Genomic DNA, 17585 nt, shown 5'->3' with positions numbered 1-17585 from the left:
GCCCCAGCGCATCAGGACATGTGCTCATTCGTAAGGCTTGCCTTCTTTGGGTGCATGGCAGAAGGACAGAAGAGATCATTCTTTGATTTGTTCCGTCATTCACGGTCCTGATATGCGGGTCGTTCCGGTGCTGGGCCGGAAAGGTCCGTTTTGAATCAAGGAACATTATTGGCACGGCCTCATTAGTCAGGCGTGCGGCGAATGCAGTTTTTTCAATGAAATATTCTATTTATACTGAGCGGCGGCTTTCCGTTTCGGAAAGCCGCCGTTGTTTCATCACGGATATTGAGCGCCTGTTACGGTGAGATAGACTGCATAAAGCGATTTCGTGGCGGCGATGAAAAGCCGGTTGCGGCGTGGCCCGCCGAAGGTCACATTGGCGACTGTCTGCGGCGTCCTGATCTTGCCCAGAAGCGTTCCCTCCGGCGAGAAGCAATGCACGCCGTCGCCTGCGCTGGTCCACAGATTGCCGGCTGTATCGAGGCGGAAACCATCCGGTAAGCCAATATCTATAGTGCAGAATACAGAGCCACCCGTCAGGCGCTTGCCGCCATCCGCAACGTCGAAGACGCGGATGTGGCGCGGCGCGTTCTCGTCGTGGCTGTAAGCACTGTCGGCGACATAGAGCTTCGTTTCGTCCGGAGAGAAGGCGAGGCCGTTCGGCTGGTGGAAATCGGTGATGACGGCGTCGATTTCGCCGGTCTTTGGGTCCAGGCGATAGACATTGCGCGTCGGCTGTTCCGGATCGGCCTTGTAGCCTTCATAATCCGCGAGAATGCCGTATGTCGGATCGGTGAACCACACCGTTCCGTCCGAGCGCACGATCACATCATTGGGTGCATTCAGCTTTTTGCCCTGATAGCTGTCGGCCAGCACAGTGATGCTGCCATCCGGCTCCGTGCGCGTGACGCGGCGACCGCCATGCTCGCAAGTGACGAGCCGCCCTTCACGGTCGCGGTTGTTGCCGTTGGAGAAATTGGAAGGCTGACGGAAGACAGAGACGCCGCCTTCAATTTCGCTTCCCGGCACCCAGCGCAGAATGCGCTGGTTCGGGATGTCGCTCCACAAAAGGCAATTCAGGTCGTTGAACCAGACCGGGCCTTCGGCCCAGCGGCAACCGTTATAAAGTTCATCCAGATCGGCGCTCGGCACGATCATCTGCTTGAAACGTTCGTCGTGGATTTCGTAGATCGAAACAGTCTGAGACAAGGAAAATCACTCCAGAAAAACTATCGCTCTGCCCTTCGGCCACTGGCGAGGACGATCACCGCAATGATGGTGAGTCCTGTCAGCACGAGACGGACACCGGCACCGAAGCCGTAGGTGTTAAGCATTGAAACGATGAGGAACATGAAGAGGGCAGCGCCCCATATGCCGGGGATATTGGAATCACCGCCCGCAACCGCCGTGCCGCCGATGATGACGACCGCAATCGACATCAGCAGATATTCCGCGCCCATGTTGAGTGCCGCGCCGCCCGAGAAACAGGCGAGCAGGAAGCCGCAGAGCGAGGCCAGCACCGCGCAGAGCAGATAGGTGACGAAGCGTGTGCCATCGACCGGAACGCCTGCCATGCGGGCTGCAAAGGGATTTTGACCGATTGCCGAAATCCAGCGTCCATAGATGCTCTTTTTCAAAAGTACCCAGCCGATGGCCGACAGGATCAGCGCCACGATGGCGACATTGGGAATGCCGAGCGTGGAGGCGGTGGTGAATTGTGCGAGGCTTTCCGGCGGCTTCACGCGCAGTCCGCGATTGCTCCAGATGGCGGTGGACTGGATCAGGAAGCTCATCGACAGGGTGGCGATGATGGGCGGAATGCGCAGAAGCTTGATCAGTGTGTAATTGCAGATGCCGATGGCAAGGCCGATCAGTATGGCGACGGCAAGCCCTGCCAGCACCATGCCATCCTGCGTATCCATGAGCTTGAGCGCCAGCGTGGCTGCAAGCGTCATGTTGGCCGGGACCGACAGGTCGATATTGCCGGGGCCGAGCGTGATGACGAACATCTGCCCCAGCCCGACGATCACCGAGAAGGATGCGAAGGTGAAGGCTGCATGGGAAAGTCCGTGCGCGCCTGCGCCGCCGGTGAAGAGGATGGTGATGATCCACACCGCAGCGGTCGCGATAAACGACCATATCCACGGGCGGCTGGTGAGAATGGCGAGGCCGTTCATTGCTTTTTCTCCCCCTTTTCGAGGCGGTTGAGGAAGAGGCGCAATGCCAGCACCATGATGAGAATGCCGCCCTGCGCGCCGATCTGCCAGTCCGGCGAAATGCGCATGAAGGAGAGGAATGATCCCGCAAGGGTCAGCGTCAGCGCACCAATCACCGCGCCGATCGGCGAAACGCGCCCGCCAACGAACTCACCGCCGCCCAGAATGACGCCCGCGATGGAAAGGAGCGTATAACGTAACGCGATATTGGCATCCGCCGAAGTGGTGAGGCCGACCAGGGCAATTCCCGCCAGCACGGCGAAGAAGGCGGCCAGCGCATAGGTCGCGGCGCGGATGGCGGTGACTGACCAGCCAGCGCGCTCGATGGAGCGGGTATTGCCGCCCGCACCGCGCATCAGAACGCCGAAGGTCGAGCGCATGACGATGAAATGCGTGACGACGGCAATTACGATGCTGGCGACAATGGCCATCGGCATGAAGGGCGGCTTGGCCGTCATGAGGGAGCGCGCCCAGTCCGGCGCCTGTCCGCCGGGCGAGGGCAGGAGAAGCACGGCTAAACCGCCCCAGACGAAGCTCATGCCGAGCGTGACGACGATGGAAGGCAAATTGCGCAAATGGATGATCGCGCCCAGCGCCGCATAAGCGGCGATTGCGGCTGCGAGGATCAGCACACCGATGAGGGGAGCCGTGTTGAGCCAGGTCGCCGCGACGCAGACGACAAAGCTCACAAAGGTTCCCATCGAAAGATCGAGATCGTTGACGGCCATGATGAGCATCTGGGCGATGGTTGCCAGAGCGATAGGCACAGCCAGGTTGAACAGCAGGTTCAATCCCGTATAGCTCATGGCGCGCGGCTGCATGTAGAAGACGGCAGCAAGGAGCAAAATCAGCGAGAATACCGGCGTCAGCAGGCGGATGGAGGAAGAGGAAAGGCGCATTATTCGTGTCCTCCCTCAAAGGATGCTGCAAGCACGTTCTTTTCCGTAATGTCTTCGCCAGTCAGTTCCGCGACGATAGCGCCGTCGCGGAAAACATAGACGCGGTCACAAAGTTCGATTTCGTCCATTTCGGTGGAGTACCAGACGAAGGTGCGTCCGTTTTCCGCCTCGTGGCGCAGGATTTCATAGACTTCCTGCTTGGTACCCACATCGACGCCGCGCATCGGGTCGTCCATCAAAATGACGTTGGCGCTGGTCGCCAATGCGCGGGCGAAAAGCACCTTCTGCTGGTTGCCGCCCGAAAGCGACAGGATGCGATTGCCCATATCCGGCGTGCGAATCTGGATGCGGTCTTTCCACTGGCTGCCGAGCGTGTCTTCGCGCTTCTGGTCAACGAGCTTTGCCGACGACAGCCGATCCAGCGAGCCGATGGTGAGATTGTGCAGAATGCTCCACAGCGGGAAAGTGCCGTTGAGGCTGCGGTCGCCGGCCACAAAAGCGATTTCGCAGTTGCGGGCAGGGACCCAGTTCGGTCGCCGCGCATAGTAAAGGTCGAGCAGCATCCTGGTCTGCCCGTGTCCGGCCAGTCCGGCGAGGCCGATGACTTCGCCCTTGAATGCCTGAAACGGCTTGATGTCGCTGGCGCGCTTGGCAAAGGACAGAACGGGCGTACCGCTCGCATCGGTCTTTGCAACGCGGCGCGCTGCCTTTTCGCGCTCGACGCTGCCCATGGCTTCAACGAGGCTGCGATTGGTGAAATCTTTGGCTGCACGATTGGCGACGACCTTGCCGTCCTTCATCACGACGATGCGGTCGGAGGTGGAGAGAATTTCGCCCAGCATATGCGAAATGAGAATGACGGAACCGCCCGCGCCGACGAAACGGCGCACATAGGCCATCAGCTGCGCGGCAATGCCTGCGTCGAGCGAGGAGGTCGGTTCGTCCAGAATGACAAGCTTCGGCGCGGTGCCGGGCGCGGTGAAATTGATGGCGATTTCCACCATCTGCCGCTCGGCAATCGACAGTTCGTCGATGGTCGCGCTGCTTTCGATCTTGTGGCCGGGAAAAATCTCATCAAGCTTCGTGGAAATCAGTTCGACGGCCTTGCCGCGCCAGTTCGCGCCTTCGAGGTCGCGCTGCATGATGCGGACATTTTCCGCAATGGTGAGGTTTGGAAACAGTGACAATTCCTGAAACACACAGCGCACGCCGTGCTTGCGCGCTGTTACCACGCCATGTCCCGGTTCGCCGTGATAGGAAATGCTGCCTTCATGCGGGGAAAGCCCGCCATTGATGACATTGACGATGGTGGATTTGCCTGCGCCATTATGGCCGACCAGCCCCACACATTCACCTTCGCGGATCACGAGTTCAGCGCCGTCCAGTGCTTTTACCGCACCGAACTGCACGCGAATATCGCGCGCGGCGACGACCTCCTGTTTCTCTGCTGTTTCTGTCATGCACTCAACTAACGATTGGACATTTTCCGGCGACGCGGCAAAGGCACTGCTGTCGGAAAGGCGTCAAGGTAAAGGGACGAAGAAGGGGCGAGGATGAACCCGCCCCTCATATTTTGGGCTGATCCGCTTATTTCGCAGCGTCGATGACCTTCTGCGCGTCTTCCAGCGAATATTCTACATTGGCGACGCCACCCTTCTGGGTGTTGGCGAGGTCCTTGTCGAGCGATTCCTGGCTGACGCTGAGGAAAGGAACCACGAGGTCCTTCTTCACGTCCTTGCCGTCGAGAATCTGCTGTGCGACCCAGAAAGCCAGCGTGGAAACGCCCGGTGCAATCGAAACCGACATGGTTTCGTAGCCGTTGGCGTCTTTCTGTTGCTTCCACCACTGCAGTTCGTCTTCACGGTTGCCCATGATGATGATCGGCGTTTCGCGTTTGGCGGCAGCGAAGGCCTGCGCAGCGCCATAGCCGTCGCCGCCCTGTGTTACGACCGCATCGACTTTCGGCAGGCTTGGGAGAATGCCAGCGACGGCACGCTGTGCGACGTCTGCGGCCCAGTCGCCATTGACGGAACCGACGATCTTGAATTTCGGATGCTTCTTTACGCCTTCTTCGATGCCGGCATGGATATTGTCATCGACGGAAACACCGGCAAGGCCACGAATTTCGAGCAGGTTGCCGCCATCCGGGAAACGCTTGGCAAGGTAGTCGATCTGACCTTCGCCCATTGCCTTGAAATCGACCGCGATGCGCCATGCGCAAGGCTCGGTCACTATGCCGTCAAAGGAAACGACGGTGATGCCCGCGTCGCAGGCTTCCTTGATTGCGCCATTCAACGCGGTCGGAGAGGCCGCATTGATAACGATGGCGTCATAGCCTTGCAGGATCATGTTCTGGATCTGCGCGGCCTGCTCCGTCGCCTGATTTTCGGCGGTCGTGAACGGGTCGGCGGCTGCCACCACGCCAGCCTTCACGGCTTCCTTGGTGATCTTGTCCCAGCTTTCCAGCATGGCCTGGCGCCACGAGTTGCCAGCGTAGTTGTTGGAGAATGCAATCTTCTTCGACGATGTGTCGGCCAATGCGCTGCCCGTGGCTAAAATGCCAGCAAGTGCTGCGGATGCGAAAAGGATTTTTGCTAGTTTCATTCTGTCCTCCCGGTTGCCAGTATACGACCCGCAGCGCCCCGGCGCTCCGGATCGTCTGAAATGATTATGGCGCGAGCCTCCCGCACCGCCGCTCCTCAACGGCACCAACCGCAATCGACTTGATTTCCACTCTTGTCTTGCGGGCAATTTTCTGGTGAAGCGAGGATGAAAGAAGAGGAGCCTTCTGTGAAGGCCGAATGAAGCAACTGACTTGCGGGTTCCCGCAGCAAAATTGCGGGAACCCGCAAGACGCGCCGAGGACGTTACGGCGTATTATAGCTTATGAGCAATCTGCGTTCCGGAGGAGAGACGCTTGCTTGAACTCGCGCCCCAAAGGTTGCTTGATCACTATCTGAATATTTCCAGATTGCTGGCGGGACAACTCGACTTTGATTCCATCATCCGGGCGGTGGCGGCAGAGATCACGCATATCGTGCCCTATGACCATCTGGATGTGTGCATCAAGACACTCGATGGCAAGTTCCATATCGCCTACGAAAGCGGCATATCAACGGCCTGGAGCCGTAATCCGCCCGCACCGCTTTCCGGCAGCCCCATTCGAACAGTGCTTTCCGGTGAAGCCGATCATCTTCTGACTGACGATGCGCGCACCGACCCGCGGTTTCATTTCACGGGGGCTTTTTCCAGCCCCATTATCGAGCACGATCTGAGGGGGCGCCTGCATGTGCCGCTGAAAGCGCAGGGCGATATCATCGGTGCGCTCAGCTGTTCCAGTCTTACCCCCGCCTGCTATACGATGCGGGATGTGGAAAATGCCCAGTCGATTGCCGATCTGCTTACGCCGTATTTCTTCGCAATCCGTGCGGCGGAGCAGGCCAAGCGGTCCGCCATTGTGGAAGCGGAAGCGCGGGCGCGCGAGGAGGGCTTGCGTTTCGGGGCGCTGAAACTGACAGAAGCGCTGGAAATCGAGCGGCACCGCATCGGCATGGACCTGCACGATCAGACGCTGGCCGATCTGACACGGCTTGCGCGCCATGTGGAGAGGCTCACCCATACGCCGGACCTCTCGGGCGAGCAGCTTGAACCGCTGTTTCGCGGGCTCCAGCATTGCATGCACGACCTCCGGCAAATCATTGAAGAGGCGAAGCCTTCGATCCTCCAGCTTTTCGGTTTCGTGCAGGCGACGGAAAACCATCTGGGCCGTTCGGTGCGCGACAGCGGGGCAACCATCGAATGGACGCTCGACGATCACAGCGATGGCATGGCTGACCGACTGGAGGAAACCGTTGCGACCTCGCTCTTTCGCATCGTGCAGGAGGCGATCAACAATACGATCCGCCATGCGCATGCGAGCCGGCTGCGCGTTACGTTCCGCAACAAGGGCGGTCGCCTGCACGTGGAAGTCGCAGACAACGGCATCGGCATGGATCGCCAGATGCAGCGTCCCGATGTCGGGCACGGGATCGACAATATGCGCACGCGGGCGCGGTTGATTTCTGCCAATTTCGCTATCAGGAAAAACGGGGAGGGCGGCGGCACCAGCGTCACCATTCACCTGCCCGCTGAAATGTGCCGGGAGAGCGGAGGATAAAATGCATGTCCTGATCGTGGAAGATGATCCGTTGCATCGCGCCTATCTTGGCGAGGCCGTGCGGGCGGCGCTGCCGGAATGCAGTGACGTGCTGGAGGCCGACAACGGGTCGGCTGGCGAAAAGCTGGCGCGCCAGCACAGGGCAGCGCACATCGTCATGGATTTGCAGATGAACGGGCGCAATGGCATTGAGGCGGCGCGCACCATCTGGAAGGAAAATCCGGAAACGCGCATCCTGTTCTGGTCGAATTACGCCGACGAAGCCTACGTGCGGGGCGTGTCGCGCATCGTGCCAGAAGGGGCGGCTTACGGCTATGTGCTGAAATCTGCATCCGACGACAAGCTGCGGCTGGCATTGCGCAGCATCTTCGTCGAGGCGCAATGCGTTATCGACCGTGAGGTGCGCGGGCTGCAGCAGAAGAGCCTCGGCCATGCCAGCGGCTTCAGCGAAAGCGAATATGAAATTCTTATCGATATCGCGCTGGGTCTGACAGACCGCGTCATCGCACGCCGCCGCAATCTGTCGCTCAGAAGCGTCCAGAACAGATTGCAGCAACTCTATGAAAAACTTGGCGTTTACCAGGAAAAGGGTGAGCCTGAGGAGGGCCGCTTCAATCTCCGGGCGCGTGCCGTCACGGTCGCGCTCCTGCGCAAGCTTTTAAACTACAGCGCGCTGGAACGTGCCGAAGTCGAGTTGAACGAATGGCTTGCAGCATCGGCCCGAAAATCGGATTCGATTTTCGGGAAGCACGACGCGCAGGCTCAATAGGTTGGCGCGTCATTTGCACGTCCGAAGGGACGCCGCACTCTAACCGACAGCCGCCTTCAAACGGCTCTGTGCGAGATTGAGGCCAAGCTCAGTTGCGCGAGCGATGACCGGCGCGAAGCGCCGCTGCTTCTTTTCCTCATGGTTGGAAGCAATGTCTGCAATGCGGTGCTTGAGGAAAGGATTGAGAAACCGTTCCCGTACAGAATCCACATAAGCCGACGCTTGTTCACCAAGGCCGTCCGCAGCAAATACCGGCAGCACTTCCTCACGCCAGACCGCTTCCAGTTCACTCCGGATTGTCTCGTCCTGCATGGCTTCCAGCACGATTTCATCCTTCGGGCGCCCGCCCTTGAGCCATTGTTCGGCGATGAACGTATGGCCAAGGTTGAGCAGATAGAGCTTCAGGCGCTCGTAGCGCGCCAGATCGTCGGTAACGACGATGTCTTCATGTTCGCAAGGGAGCCTCAGCCCATCGGCATTCTCGATTGCCCAGAGCGCATAGGGTTCGGCCACGGCGCCGATGGGGTCGAGGGGTTCTGAAACGATGCGGTCGACAAGGCTGTTGGCGAAGATGCAGCGCATTTCGAGCCATTGGACAAAACTGTCCGGCAGTTTCCAGTCGTGGGCGAGTTCGATCAGGATCGAGCGCAGCTTGTCGCCATTGCGAGAGATCAGCTCGCAGGGAAATACCGACAATGACGCATCCGGATTGCGCTGCCAGCGATGATGCAGGAGCACCAGAAGCTTGGCCGGAAAGCTTTTCGGCAAAGCTTCCGGGTGGGCAAGAAGCGAGCTGTCATCACTCGAATCTAGCTCATAACCCTTGTCGCCGGTGTTGGAAAGGATCACATCAACGCTCGCGCCGAGGTCGAGAATCGCGGCCCAGTCATGATGCGCCGAATAGGCGGCGGTGACACCCTTTGCCTGATATTCCTTTTCGGACGGTTTGCCGTCGATCAGACCACGGATCATGACGGGATAGCTGCGGCTTTCGTTCAAAGCCGCTATGCGTTGGCTGCTCTGCGGGTTTGAAGTCGTCTGCACAACGCCAATCGTTCCGATCGCTTTGCCTTCAGAAAGTGCCTCTGAAACAAAGAAATCGGCATGAGCCAACAGAAATCGGCTGGTGCCAAACTGCAGAATCGCTGGCTTTTCGTGCATGACCTTCTCCCATAAATCAGTAGTTTTAACTAAGCGATGCACAGCAAATTGGTCAAGCCAGTAGGAATCTTTATTGGCAGATTGGTTCGGTCGTGCTTGTTGAAATGCGCGATTTGCCGCAATTCATCGCGTTTCTGTGCATATTGCGCTTCGTTTCGCTTGGAAATATGGTAAGGCCAATTCGAGGAGAGGTGAATTGGGAGCACCATGAGCGACTTTACGGCAGCCGCGGAACCGCGCAGGCTTTACCAGCAGATTGCAGACCGGGTGAGGAATCTCATTCAGGATGGCCAGTTTCCCGCTGGCAGCAGGCTGCCGGCTGAGCGCGAGCTGGCGCAGCAGCTCGGCGTGTCGCGCCCCTCGCTGCGCGAGGCGCTGATTGCGCTCGAAATCGCCGGCAATGTCGAGATCCGTATGGGGTCCGGCATCTATGTCACGCCGGAGTCGGAAAAGCGTTTGCTTTCGCACGGAGCTTCCATCGGCGAAAGTCCCCTTGAAATCATGCAGGCGCGCGAGATGGTCGAGGGCAGCGTGGTCGTTACGGCCTGCGCGCGCATGACGCCTGAAAGCCTGGCCGAATTGCGCGCGACGATTGACGCCATGAAGGTGAATGTCGACGCCGGGCGCAAGGCGATTGAACTCGACAGGCAGTTTCATCTGCTCGTTGCCGAGCAATCCGGCAACTCGGTACTGGTGCGCATTGTGCGCGACCTTTTCGACGAGCGGCACAGCCCGCTGACGTCGCATATCAGAACACGCTTCGAGGATAACGATACATGGGCTCTGGCTTTGGCCGAGCATGAAGCCATCTATGCGGCGCTGGAAGCGAGGGATCCGCTTCAGGCGCAGGCAGCCATGCGAACGCATCTGGACCGATCCAAGCAGCGTTGGATGGATAATGAACCCAGCGAGTGATCAGCCGGGGCGATTTGGGAGTGAGGTCAGACATATGAATGATTCCGTTGCTACAGCGGTGGCGCCTGTAATTCTGCTGCATCCTTCGGATGATGTTGCGGTGGCGCGCGTTTCGGTTCGCGCGGGCGATTCCATCGGCCTTGATGGGATCAAGGCTCGGGAACTGATCGGACGTGGGCACAAGGTTGCAGTTCGCGATATTCCGGAAGGCAGGGAAGTCCTGAAATACGGGCAGGTGATCGGCGTTGCGACGAAGGACATTGCGCAGGGCGAGCATGTGCATCTGCAGAACCTTGCCATGCTGCCCTCCGAACACGAGCACCAGTTCTCGATCGATATTGAAGAACGCGGCATGCTGCCAGAGGCGGAGCGTCGCCATTTCATGGGCTTTGACCGCGGCGCGGGCGGCGTCGGCACGCGCAATTTCATCGGCGTGATTTCGTCGGTCAATTGCTCGGCTACGGTGTCGCGCTACATTGCCGATTATTTCAATCGCATGGGCGGCCTTGACGGTTTCGACAATGTCGATGGCGTCGTCGCGCTGACGCATGGCAGCGGTTGCGCGCTCAACACCAAGTCGGAAGGCTATCGCCTTTTGACCCGCACCATTCAGGGCTATGCCAAGCATCCGAATTTCGGGGGCATATTGCTGATCGGGCTTGGCTGCGAAACCAACCAGATTGCGCCGATCCTCGAACATTACCGCATGGAAGAAGGCTCGCGCCTGCGCACCATGACGATCCAGCAGCATGGCGGCACGCGCAAGACCATCGATCATGCGATTGCCGAGATCAAGGAAATGCTGCCGCTGGTCAATTCGGCAGTGCGCACCAAACAGCCCTTGTCGAAGCTGAAAGTGGCGCTGGAATGCGGCGGCTCGGACGGCTATTCCGGCATCTCGGCCAATCCGGCATTGGGCTATGCGTCTGACCTTATCGTGCGCAACGGCGGTACGACCGTTCTGTCGGAAACGCCGGAAATCTATGGCGCGGAACATCTTCTGACGCGCCGCGCCGTAACGCCTGCGGTCGCCGAAAAACTGTTGCAGCGCATCGACTGGTGGCGCGACTACACGGCGCGCAATGGCGACGAACTCAACAACAACCCGTCGCATGGCAATAAGCTTGGCGGGCTCACCACCATTCTGGAAAAGTCGCTCGGCGCGGTTGCCAAGGGCGGTTCCATGCCGCTCAAGGCCGTCTATGAATTTGCTGAAACCGTGACCGAACCGGGCTTCGTTTTCATGGATACACCGGGCTACGATCCCGTCGCTGTGACGGGACAGGTGGCAGGTGGCTGCAATGTGATCTGCTTCACCACGGGGCGCGGTTCGGTCTCCGGCTTCAAGCCTTCGCCCTGCATCAAGATCGCCACGAATTCCGAAATGTACGAGCACATGAAGGAAGACATGGACATAAATTGCGGCGGCATCGTCACCGGCGATGAGACCATCGAACAGTCCGGTACGCGCATCTTTGAACATATCATCGCCGTCGCTTCCGGCGAGAAGACGTTGAGCGAAGTCTACGACTATGGCGACAACGAATTCGTGCCGTGGCAGGTCGGTGCCGTAACCTGATCCATTTGTTTCGCAGCCCCTTATTCAATGACGACTGACAGGAATAATTCGATGGTCAAAGCTCTGCGTATCGAGAGCGAAAACGTCACACGTTTTGCAGAAATCGACGAAGCGCCATTGCTGGCGGGGCATGTCCGCGTGCGCGTGCGCCATGTGGGGCTGTGCGGCAGCGACCTGAACACCTTCAAGGGGCTTAACCCTCTGGTTCAGCTGCCGCGCATTCCGGGCCACGAGATCGGTGGAGAAATCATCGAAGTCGGCGATGGTGTCGACGCTGCCTACGCTAAGGGTAAGCGAGTGATCGTGCTGCCCTATACGAATTGCGGTGAGTGCTCATCATGCCGCAAGGGGCGGCTCAATGCGTGCCGTTATAACAAGACGCTTGGCGTGCAGCAGAATGGCGGTCTGGCTGACCAGATCGTGCTGCCTTCCGAAAAGCTGATCCTCAACGATACGCTGGAGCCACGTCATCTGGCGCTGGTCGAGCCGCTTTCGGTCGGCTTTCACGCCGTCGAGCGCGGGCGGGTCCAGGCAGGTGATACGGTCGCGGTTCTCGGTTGTGGCATGATCGGCATGGGCGTGCTGCTCGGTGCCGTCGCGCGCGGCGCCAAGGTCATCGCCATCGATCCAAGTGCCGAAAAGCGTGAACTGGCGCTGCAGTTCGGCGCAACGCACGCACTGCCGGGTGGCGACGATGTTGTCGCGAAGGTGCAGGTGTTGACCAACGATGACGGGGTGGATGTTGCTTTTGAAGCGGTCGGCCTGCCGATCACATTCACGCAGGCTGTCGATCTGGCAGGCTTTGCGGGCAGGGTGGTTTATGTCGGCTATTCCAAGGCGCCCGTGACCTATCAGACCCAGTTCTTCAACCTGAAGGAACTCGACATCATGGGATCGCGCAATGCGACACTTGCAGATTTCGAGGCCGTCATAACGCATCTGGAGAAGCTTGGCGCGGATGCCGACAAGCTGATCTCCAAGGTATTTCCGTTCGATGAAGCTGAAGCGGCGCTTCCCTATTGGGACGGCGACCGAAATGTTTTGAAGATCATCATCGAGCGCAACTGAAATCGAAGCAAATGCTGTGCGCCGGCACGACCGATGCAGAGCGCTAGTGGAGGAAACCGGCCACAAGGCCATTGTTTAATGACCCCATACGGGAGGAAAACATGAAGAAACTCGTTACCGGCATGATCGCCGCCAGCATGTTGCTGGCCGGAAGCATGGCTGCATATGCTGCCAATGTGTCGATCAAGGTTGCCTACGAAAACAATCCCGGCGAGCCTTTCGATGAAGTAATGCATTACTGGAAAGATGACCTTGCCAAGCGCAGCAATGGCGAGATCACGCTCGAACTTTATCCAAGCTCGCAGCTTGGCTCCAAAAAAGATGTGACCGAACAGGCCATGATGGGCCTCAACGTCGTGACTATTTCCGACGTTGGCTTCCTGGCCGAATACGACCCGGACCTCGGCGTGCTCTACGGCCCGTTCCTGACCGACGATCCGGCACAGCTTTTCAAGGTCTATGACGGTCCCTGGTTCAAGGAGAAGAGCGAAGAGCTGAAGAAGAAGGGCATTCATATCGTAATGCCGAACTATCTTTACGGCATTCGCCAGATCATTTCCAAGAAGCCGATCCGCACGCCGGAAGACCTGAAGGGCATGAAGATCCGCGTGCCGAACAACGTCATGCAGATCAAGACCTTCGAGGCCATGGGCGCAACGCCTACCCCGATGCCGCTGGGCGAAACCTTCCCGGCGCTGGCGCAGGGCGTGATCGATGGCGTTGAGAACCCGATTTCGGTTCTTTACGGCCAGAAATTCCAGGAAGAAGCCAAGTATCTGAGCAAGGTCGGCTATCTGACCAATGTGGCGCTCATCGTCGGCGGCGAAGCCTTCTTCTCCACGCTGCCGGAAGATCAGCTCAAGATGATCCATGAGTCCGCCTATGATGCAGGCCTCTACAGCCAGAAGCTGACGATCGAAAAAGACAATGAAATGATCGAAAAGATGAAGGAAGCCGGTGTCGAGATCATCGACGTCGACCGCGCTCCTTTCAAGGCCCTTGCTGAAAAGGTCTACACCCAGTTCCCGGAATGGTCGCCTGGTCTTTATGACAAGATCAAAGCCGAACTGAACTGATCCATCCTTATTCGGATATTGCCATGCCGCGGCTTTGCCGCGGCGTGGTTTGCTCATGGAATTCAATCCGATGAAACTGTTTGAAAAACTGATCGAATGGTTGGCTGCGGTGCCGCTGTTCATCCTGCTTGCGATGTTCAACATCGCCGTTGTCATGCGCTACTGGATGCACCAGCCATTGCAATGGACCGAGGAAATGGCTGGTCTGTTGATGATCTGGATCGTGATGCTCGGCAGTGTCGCCGCAGAACGCAGCAACCAGCATCTTGCCATCCCGATGCTCGTGGACCTGCTGCCGGAAAAGCTGCGCGAGGTCATCAACGCTATCGTTTCAATCCTGTCGGGACTGTTTCTGCTCTACGTGTCCTATGCCGGTTACAAGCTTTCGGTTGCGGCGCAGTTCAAAGTAACTGACGTGCTGCGAGTCTCCTATTACTGGATCGATATCGCTGTGCCCGTCGGCTTCGTCATTATCGCTCTTTATATGTTTGCAGGCGCATTCAAATCCTTGCGCGCCGCTTTTGCGGGAGGCAAGGCATGAACCTGACGACCATCGTTCTCATCATGCTGGCGCTGATCGCGCTCAATATGCGCCTTTACGTGGCCATTCTGATTGCGGTCTTCACCTATTTCACCTTCTTCAACCAGATGCCGATAGCGATTGCCGTTCAGCGCTTCATCAGCCCTGCTCAGAATACGTCGCTGCTCGCCATTCCGTTCTTCATCATGCTTGGCACGGTGATGTCGCATACCGGCATTGCCGAGCGGCTGATCAAGGTCGCGGAAATCCTGGTGGGCCGCATGCGCGGCGGCATGGCGCTCACCAACATCATGGTTTCCACCCTGATGGGCGGCGTCAGCGCTTCCAATCTGGCCGACAGCGCCATGCTCACCCGCATGATGGTGCCGGAAATGGTCAAGCGCGGCTATGACAAGGCATTTTCCTGCGCGGTCACGGCTGCAGGCTCGCTGATTACGCCGATCATTCCTCCGGGTATCGCGCTCATCATCTATGGTCTGATCGCTGACGTTTCCATCGGCAAGATGTTCATGGCGGGTGTGCTGCCGGGCATTCTCGGCGCTGTTATCCTGATGATTGCGGCCTATGTCACATCGGTGAAGCGCGGCTATAAACCAAGCCGTGAAAAGCGGATGAGCGGAGCCGAGGTTGCATCGACGCTTGCTTCGGCATGGCCTGCGGTGCTGCTGCTGTTCGCGATCATCGGCGGCATCCGCATGAACATCTTCACGCCGACGGAAGCCGGTGCGGTTGCGGTTACGCTGGTTTTGATTATCGGCTTCGTGATCTATCGCGAAATGCGTATCTCGCATGTGGTGGATTCGCTGATCGAAACGGCGAAATCAACCGCATCCGTCATGCTCGTCATCATGGCGTCGTCAGCGCTCGCGTGGGTGTTTTCGCTTGAACAGGCCGGCCAGTCGCTGATGCAGCTTATCTCGTCTTTCACCAGCAATCCTTATGCGTTCCTGCTGGCAGTCAACGTGATCCTGCTGATCCTCGGCGCTTTGATCGAAGGTACGGCCCTGATGATCGTTCTGGTGCCGCTCCTGATGCCGACGGTGAAGGCGCTGGGCATTGACCCGGTGCATTTCGGTATCATCGTGATCATCAACCTGTCGATTGGCACACTGACACCACCGGTTGGTACGGTCATGTTGATGGTCTGCAACATCGCGAAGGTGAGGGTTGGAGATTTCACCCGCCAGGCCTTCAGCATGTATATGGCGCTGTTTATCCTGCTGGCGCTGGTTACTTACGTGCCGATCATATCGACCTATCTGGCTCATTAAACGGGGCGATGTCTGAATGGAAAAGCGCGGGAAACTCCCGCGCTTTTTTCATTTGTTCACCACGGGTTTTCGACACGCGGCCAGATCGCGCGGCTGAGCTTGCGGTAATTGGTGGTGCGTGGATTGCTCGGATAGGAACTGGGTGCCGCGACATAGATAATTTCGGCAGCGATCGGCACGAAGCCCGCATGGAAATGATTGGTGGATTTGACCACCAATATATCCTTCTTCATCGGGTCGATGCCCATATTCGAGAAGATGTCCGGCTCGAATGTCTGCGTCCGGTTGGTGTTGAGAATGATGTCGATCCCGGTACCTTCAATCCGCACAACCGCCGAAGGTCCAAGCGTCACGCGGCTTGGCCCGAAACTCTGCCAGCCTTCTGCCAGGACTTTCAGGACCGTCACACGCGCATCGATAGGTTCGCCGCCAAGCGGTCCGGATTTTCCGCCGAAACGCAGATCGATCATCGCGCCTTCGCCAGCCGCATGGCAGAATGTCACAGCGATGGGGTCCCAGATGGTGGCGATGCCGATATTGTCGACGCCGCGTTCGATCAGGCGGCGAAGGATATAGGTTCCGTCGCCTGCAACGCCGCCCCCGGGATTGTCCCACACATCGGCGATTACTGCCGGTTTCGAGGGGGTGGCCGTATGGGTAACCAGCGCCCGGTCGATGCCCTGATCGGTGTCGAACATGGTCATCAGCGTCTGCTCGCGCATGGAAATCAGCTCGCGTCCCAGTTTTTCCGCAAGGGCGGTGCCCTTGTCCGGGTCATTATCGGTGACGACGAGAATACGGGTCCCCATTTCCGGCACATCGGCGGCCATGAAGCCATGAATAACTGAAATCGACAGAATGCCATCCTTGCCCTGCATCGCCTTGATACGGTCGATGAAGGAACGCATCGGCTCCTTGCTTGTCGGATATACGCCGATCATTCGGCAGTCGAAAGTCGAGATCACCGGCTTGATGCGGCCTTTCAGGGCATCCAGCGCAAGATCGACCACATGCTCACCGCGTTCGTAGAAATCCGTATGAGGAAATTCGAGGAACGACGCGAAAATATTGAGGTTTTCGACCCGCTTCGGCGTCAGATGGCTATGCGGATCGAACTCACTTGCGATTAGAATATCCGGCCCGACAATGGCACGCACGCGCTCCAGAAGATCGCCCTCGCAATCGTCATAACCCTGTGCGACCATGGCGCCGTGCAGGCCGAGAACAACTGCATCGACAGGCATTGCCGCCTTGAGCTGATCAAGGATTTCGTCACGCAATTCCTCGAATGCCTGACGCTGCAACAAGCCGCCAGGTTCTGCCCAGGTGGCTGTGCCTTCGATGACTGTCAATCCTTCCGCCGCCGCGCGCTTGCGCAATGCCACAATGGGAGAAGAGCAAAGCGTCGGTGTTTCCGGATGCTTGCCGGGTGCTGCGTAGAAAGCCATTTCGAACGAAGCCCGGTCGGTTGGAACCGGCGAAAACGTGTTGGTTTCTGTCGCAAGGGATGCGGTGAAAATGCGCATGGAAATGGCCTGCGGGAGTGGGGATTACTTTAGCGGTGCGTAGGCGATGGCTTCGACTTCGATCTTTATGTCGATCATCAGGCGGGATTCGACCGTGGTGCGTGCCGGAGGTTCTTTCGGAAAATAGGTGGCATAGACTGCATTCCTGCGCCCGAAATCCCGTGCATCTTCCAGCCAGATGGTGGTCTTGACCACGTCCTCCATGGTCGCGCCTGCAAGCGCGAGTGCGGCCTTGACGTTTTCAAGCACCTGTTTCGTCTGCGCTTCGATGCCGCCTTCAACGATCTGGCCGTCTGCTCCAACAGGCACCTGACCGGAAACATAGACAGTGTCGCCTGCGCGGACGGCGGGGGAAAGAGGCACATGCGATGCGCCGAAGACCTGTTTTCGGGACATGATTTTCTCCGG

At 58.2% G+C, this 17585-nt stretch carries 16 protein-coding genes; 8 read left to right on the top strand and 8 right to left on the bottom strand.

The features are described 5' to 3' along the window. Positions 1–276: 276 nt before the first annotated feature. From J9800_RS03295 to J9800_RS03275, 5 genes are all read right to left on the bottom strand, one after another. A complete protein-coding gene (locus tag J9800_RS03295; RefSeq protein WP_114215048.1) occupies positions 277–1158 on the bottom strand; it encodes an SMP-30/gluconolactonase/LRE family protein in 882 nt (293 codons plus the stop codon). Positions 1159–1229: 71 nt separating this feature from the next. Then, positions 1230–2177 carry an ABC transporter permease gene (locus tag J9800_RS03290; RefSeq protein WP_114214713.1) on the bottom strand — a complete coding sequence of 316 codons (948 nt, stop codon included), beginning with the start codon at positions 2175–2177 and terminating at the stop codon, positions 1230–1232. Beyond that, the gene (locus J9800_RS03285; RefSeq protein WP_114214714.1) at positions 2174–3115 is read right to left on the bottom strand and encodes an ABC transporter permease; all 942 of its coding nucleotides are present in this window, start codon (positions 3113–3115) and stop codon (positions 2174–2176) included. The genes J9800_RS03290 and J9800_RS03285 overlap by 4 nt, the downstream gene beginning before the upstream one ends. Beyond that, a complete protein-coding gene (locus tag J9800_RS03280; RefSeq protein WP_114214715.1) occupies positions 3115–4575 on the bottom strand; it encodes a sugar ABC transporter ATP-binding protein in 1461 nt (486 codons plus the stop codon). Before J9800_RS03280 ends, J9800_RS03285 begins: the two co-directional genes overlap by 1 nt. 127 nt (positions 4576–4702) lie before the next feature. Beyond that, on the bottom strand, positions 4703–5719 hold the full coding sequence (locus tag J9800_RS03275; RefSeq protein ID WP_114214716.1) for an ABC transporter substrate-binding protein: 1017 nt from the start codon (positions 5717–5719) through the stop codon (positions 4703–4705). Between the two features lie 313 nt (positions 5720–6032). On the opposite strand from J9800_RS03275, the gene J9800_RS03270 reads away from it, so the two are divergent. Continuing rightward, on the top strand, positions 6033–7271 hold the full coding sequence (locus J9800_RS03270; protein ID WP_114214717.1) for a GAF domain-containing sensor histidine kinase: 1239 nt from the start codon (positions 6033–6035) through the stop codon (positions 7269–7271). A 1-nt stretch (position 7272) separates the two neighbouring features. After that, complete coding sequence (locus J9800_RS03265) at positions 7273–8040, top strand: response regulator transcription factor (protein ID WP_112587210.1); 768 nt, start codon at positions 7273–7275, stop codon at positions 8038–8040. Positions 8041–8079: 39 nt separating this feature from the next. Here J9800_RS03265 and J9800_RS03260 read toward each other — a convergent pair whose 3' ends face one another. Further along, a complete protein-coding gene (locus tag J9800_RS03260; protein ID WP_114214718.1) occupies positions 8080–9201 on the bottom strand; it encodes a mannitol dehydrogenase family protein in 1122 nt (373 codons plus the stop codon). 207 nt (positions 9202–9408) lie between these two features. Here J9800_RS03260 and J9800_RS03255 point away from each other — a divergent pair, with 207 nt between their 5' ends. The 6 genes from J9800_RS03255 to J9800_RS03230 all read left to right on the top strand — a co-directional run bounded on the left by J9800_RS03255 (position 9409) and on the right by J9800_RS03230 (position 15651). Next, positions 9409–10116 carry a FadR/GntR family transcriptional regulator gene (locus J9800_RS03255; protein WP_114214719.1) on the top strand — a complete coding sequence of 236 codons (708 nt, stop codon included), beginning with the start codon at positions 9409–9411 and terminating at the stop codon, positions 10114–10116. 34 nt (positions 10117–10150) lie between these two features. Beyond that, entirely contained in the window at positions 10151–11695 is a 1545-nt protein-coding gene (locus tag J9800_RS03250; protein WP_114214720.1) for a UxaA family hydrolase, read from the top strand. 51 nt (positions 11696–11746) lie between these two features. Next, a complete protein-coding gene (locus tag J9800_RS03245; protein WP_114214721.1) occupies positions 11747–12763 on the top strand; it encodes a zinc-binding alcohol dehydrogenase family protein in 1017 nt (338 codons plus the stop codon). Positions 12764–12864: 101 nt separating this feature from the next. Then, a complete protein-coding gene (locus J9800_RS03240; RefSeq protein WP_012093254.1) occupies positions 12865–13839 on the top strand; it encodes a C4-dicarboxylate TRAP transporter substrate-binding protein in 975 nt (324 codons plus the stop codon). A 70-nt stretch (positions 13840–13909) separates the two neighbouring features. After that, complete coding sequence (locus tag J9800_RS03235; protein ID WP_286167421.1) at positions 13910–14380, top strand: TRAP transporter small permease; 471 nt, start codon at positions 13910–13912, stop codon at positions 14378–14380. Further along, positions 14377–15651 carry a TRAP transporter large permease gene (locus J9800_RS03230; RefSeq protein WP_112587224.1) on the top strand — a complete coding sequence of 425 codons (1275 nt, stop codon included), beginning with the start codon at positions 14377–14379 and terminating at the stop codon, positions 15649–15651. Before J9800_RS03235 ends, J9800_RS03230 begins: the two co-directional genes overlap by 4 nt. A gap of 56 nt (positions 15652–15707) precedes the next feature. On the opposite strand, the gene J9800_RS03225 is transcribed toward J9800_RS03230, so the two are convergent. Together J9800_RS03225 and J9800_RS03220 are read right to left on the bottom strand one after the other, a co-directional pair. Continuing rightward, positions 15708–17177 (bottom strand): M81 family metallopeptidase, encoded by a 1470-nt coding sequence (locus tag J9800_RS03225; protein ID WP_114214723.1) that lies wholly within the window; start codon positions 17175–17177, stop codon positions 15708–15710. 24 nt (positions 17178–17201) lie between these two features. Continuing rightward, complete coding sequence (locus J9800_RS03220) at positions 17202–17573, bottom strand: RidA family protein (RefSeq protein ID WP_114214724.1); 372 nt, start codon at positions 17571–17573, stop codon at positions 17202–17204. Positions 17574–17585: the final 12 nt, after the last annotated feature.

The sequence above is a fragment of the Ochrobactrum sp. AP1BH01-1 genome, assembly GCF_018066705.1.
Classification (GTDB): Bacteria; Pseudomonadota; Alphaproteobacteria; order Rhizobiales; family Rhizobiaceae; genus Brucella.
The sequence above is the reverse complement of the archived record's forward strand: the minus strand, read 5'-3'. Positions and strand labels throughout refer to the sequence as shown.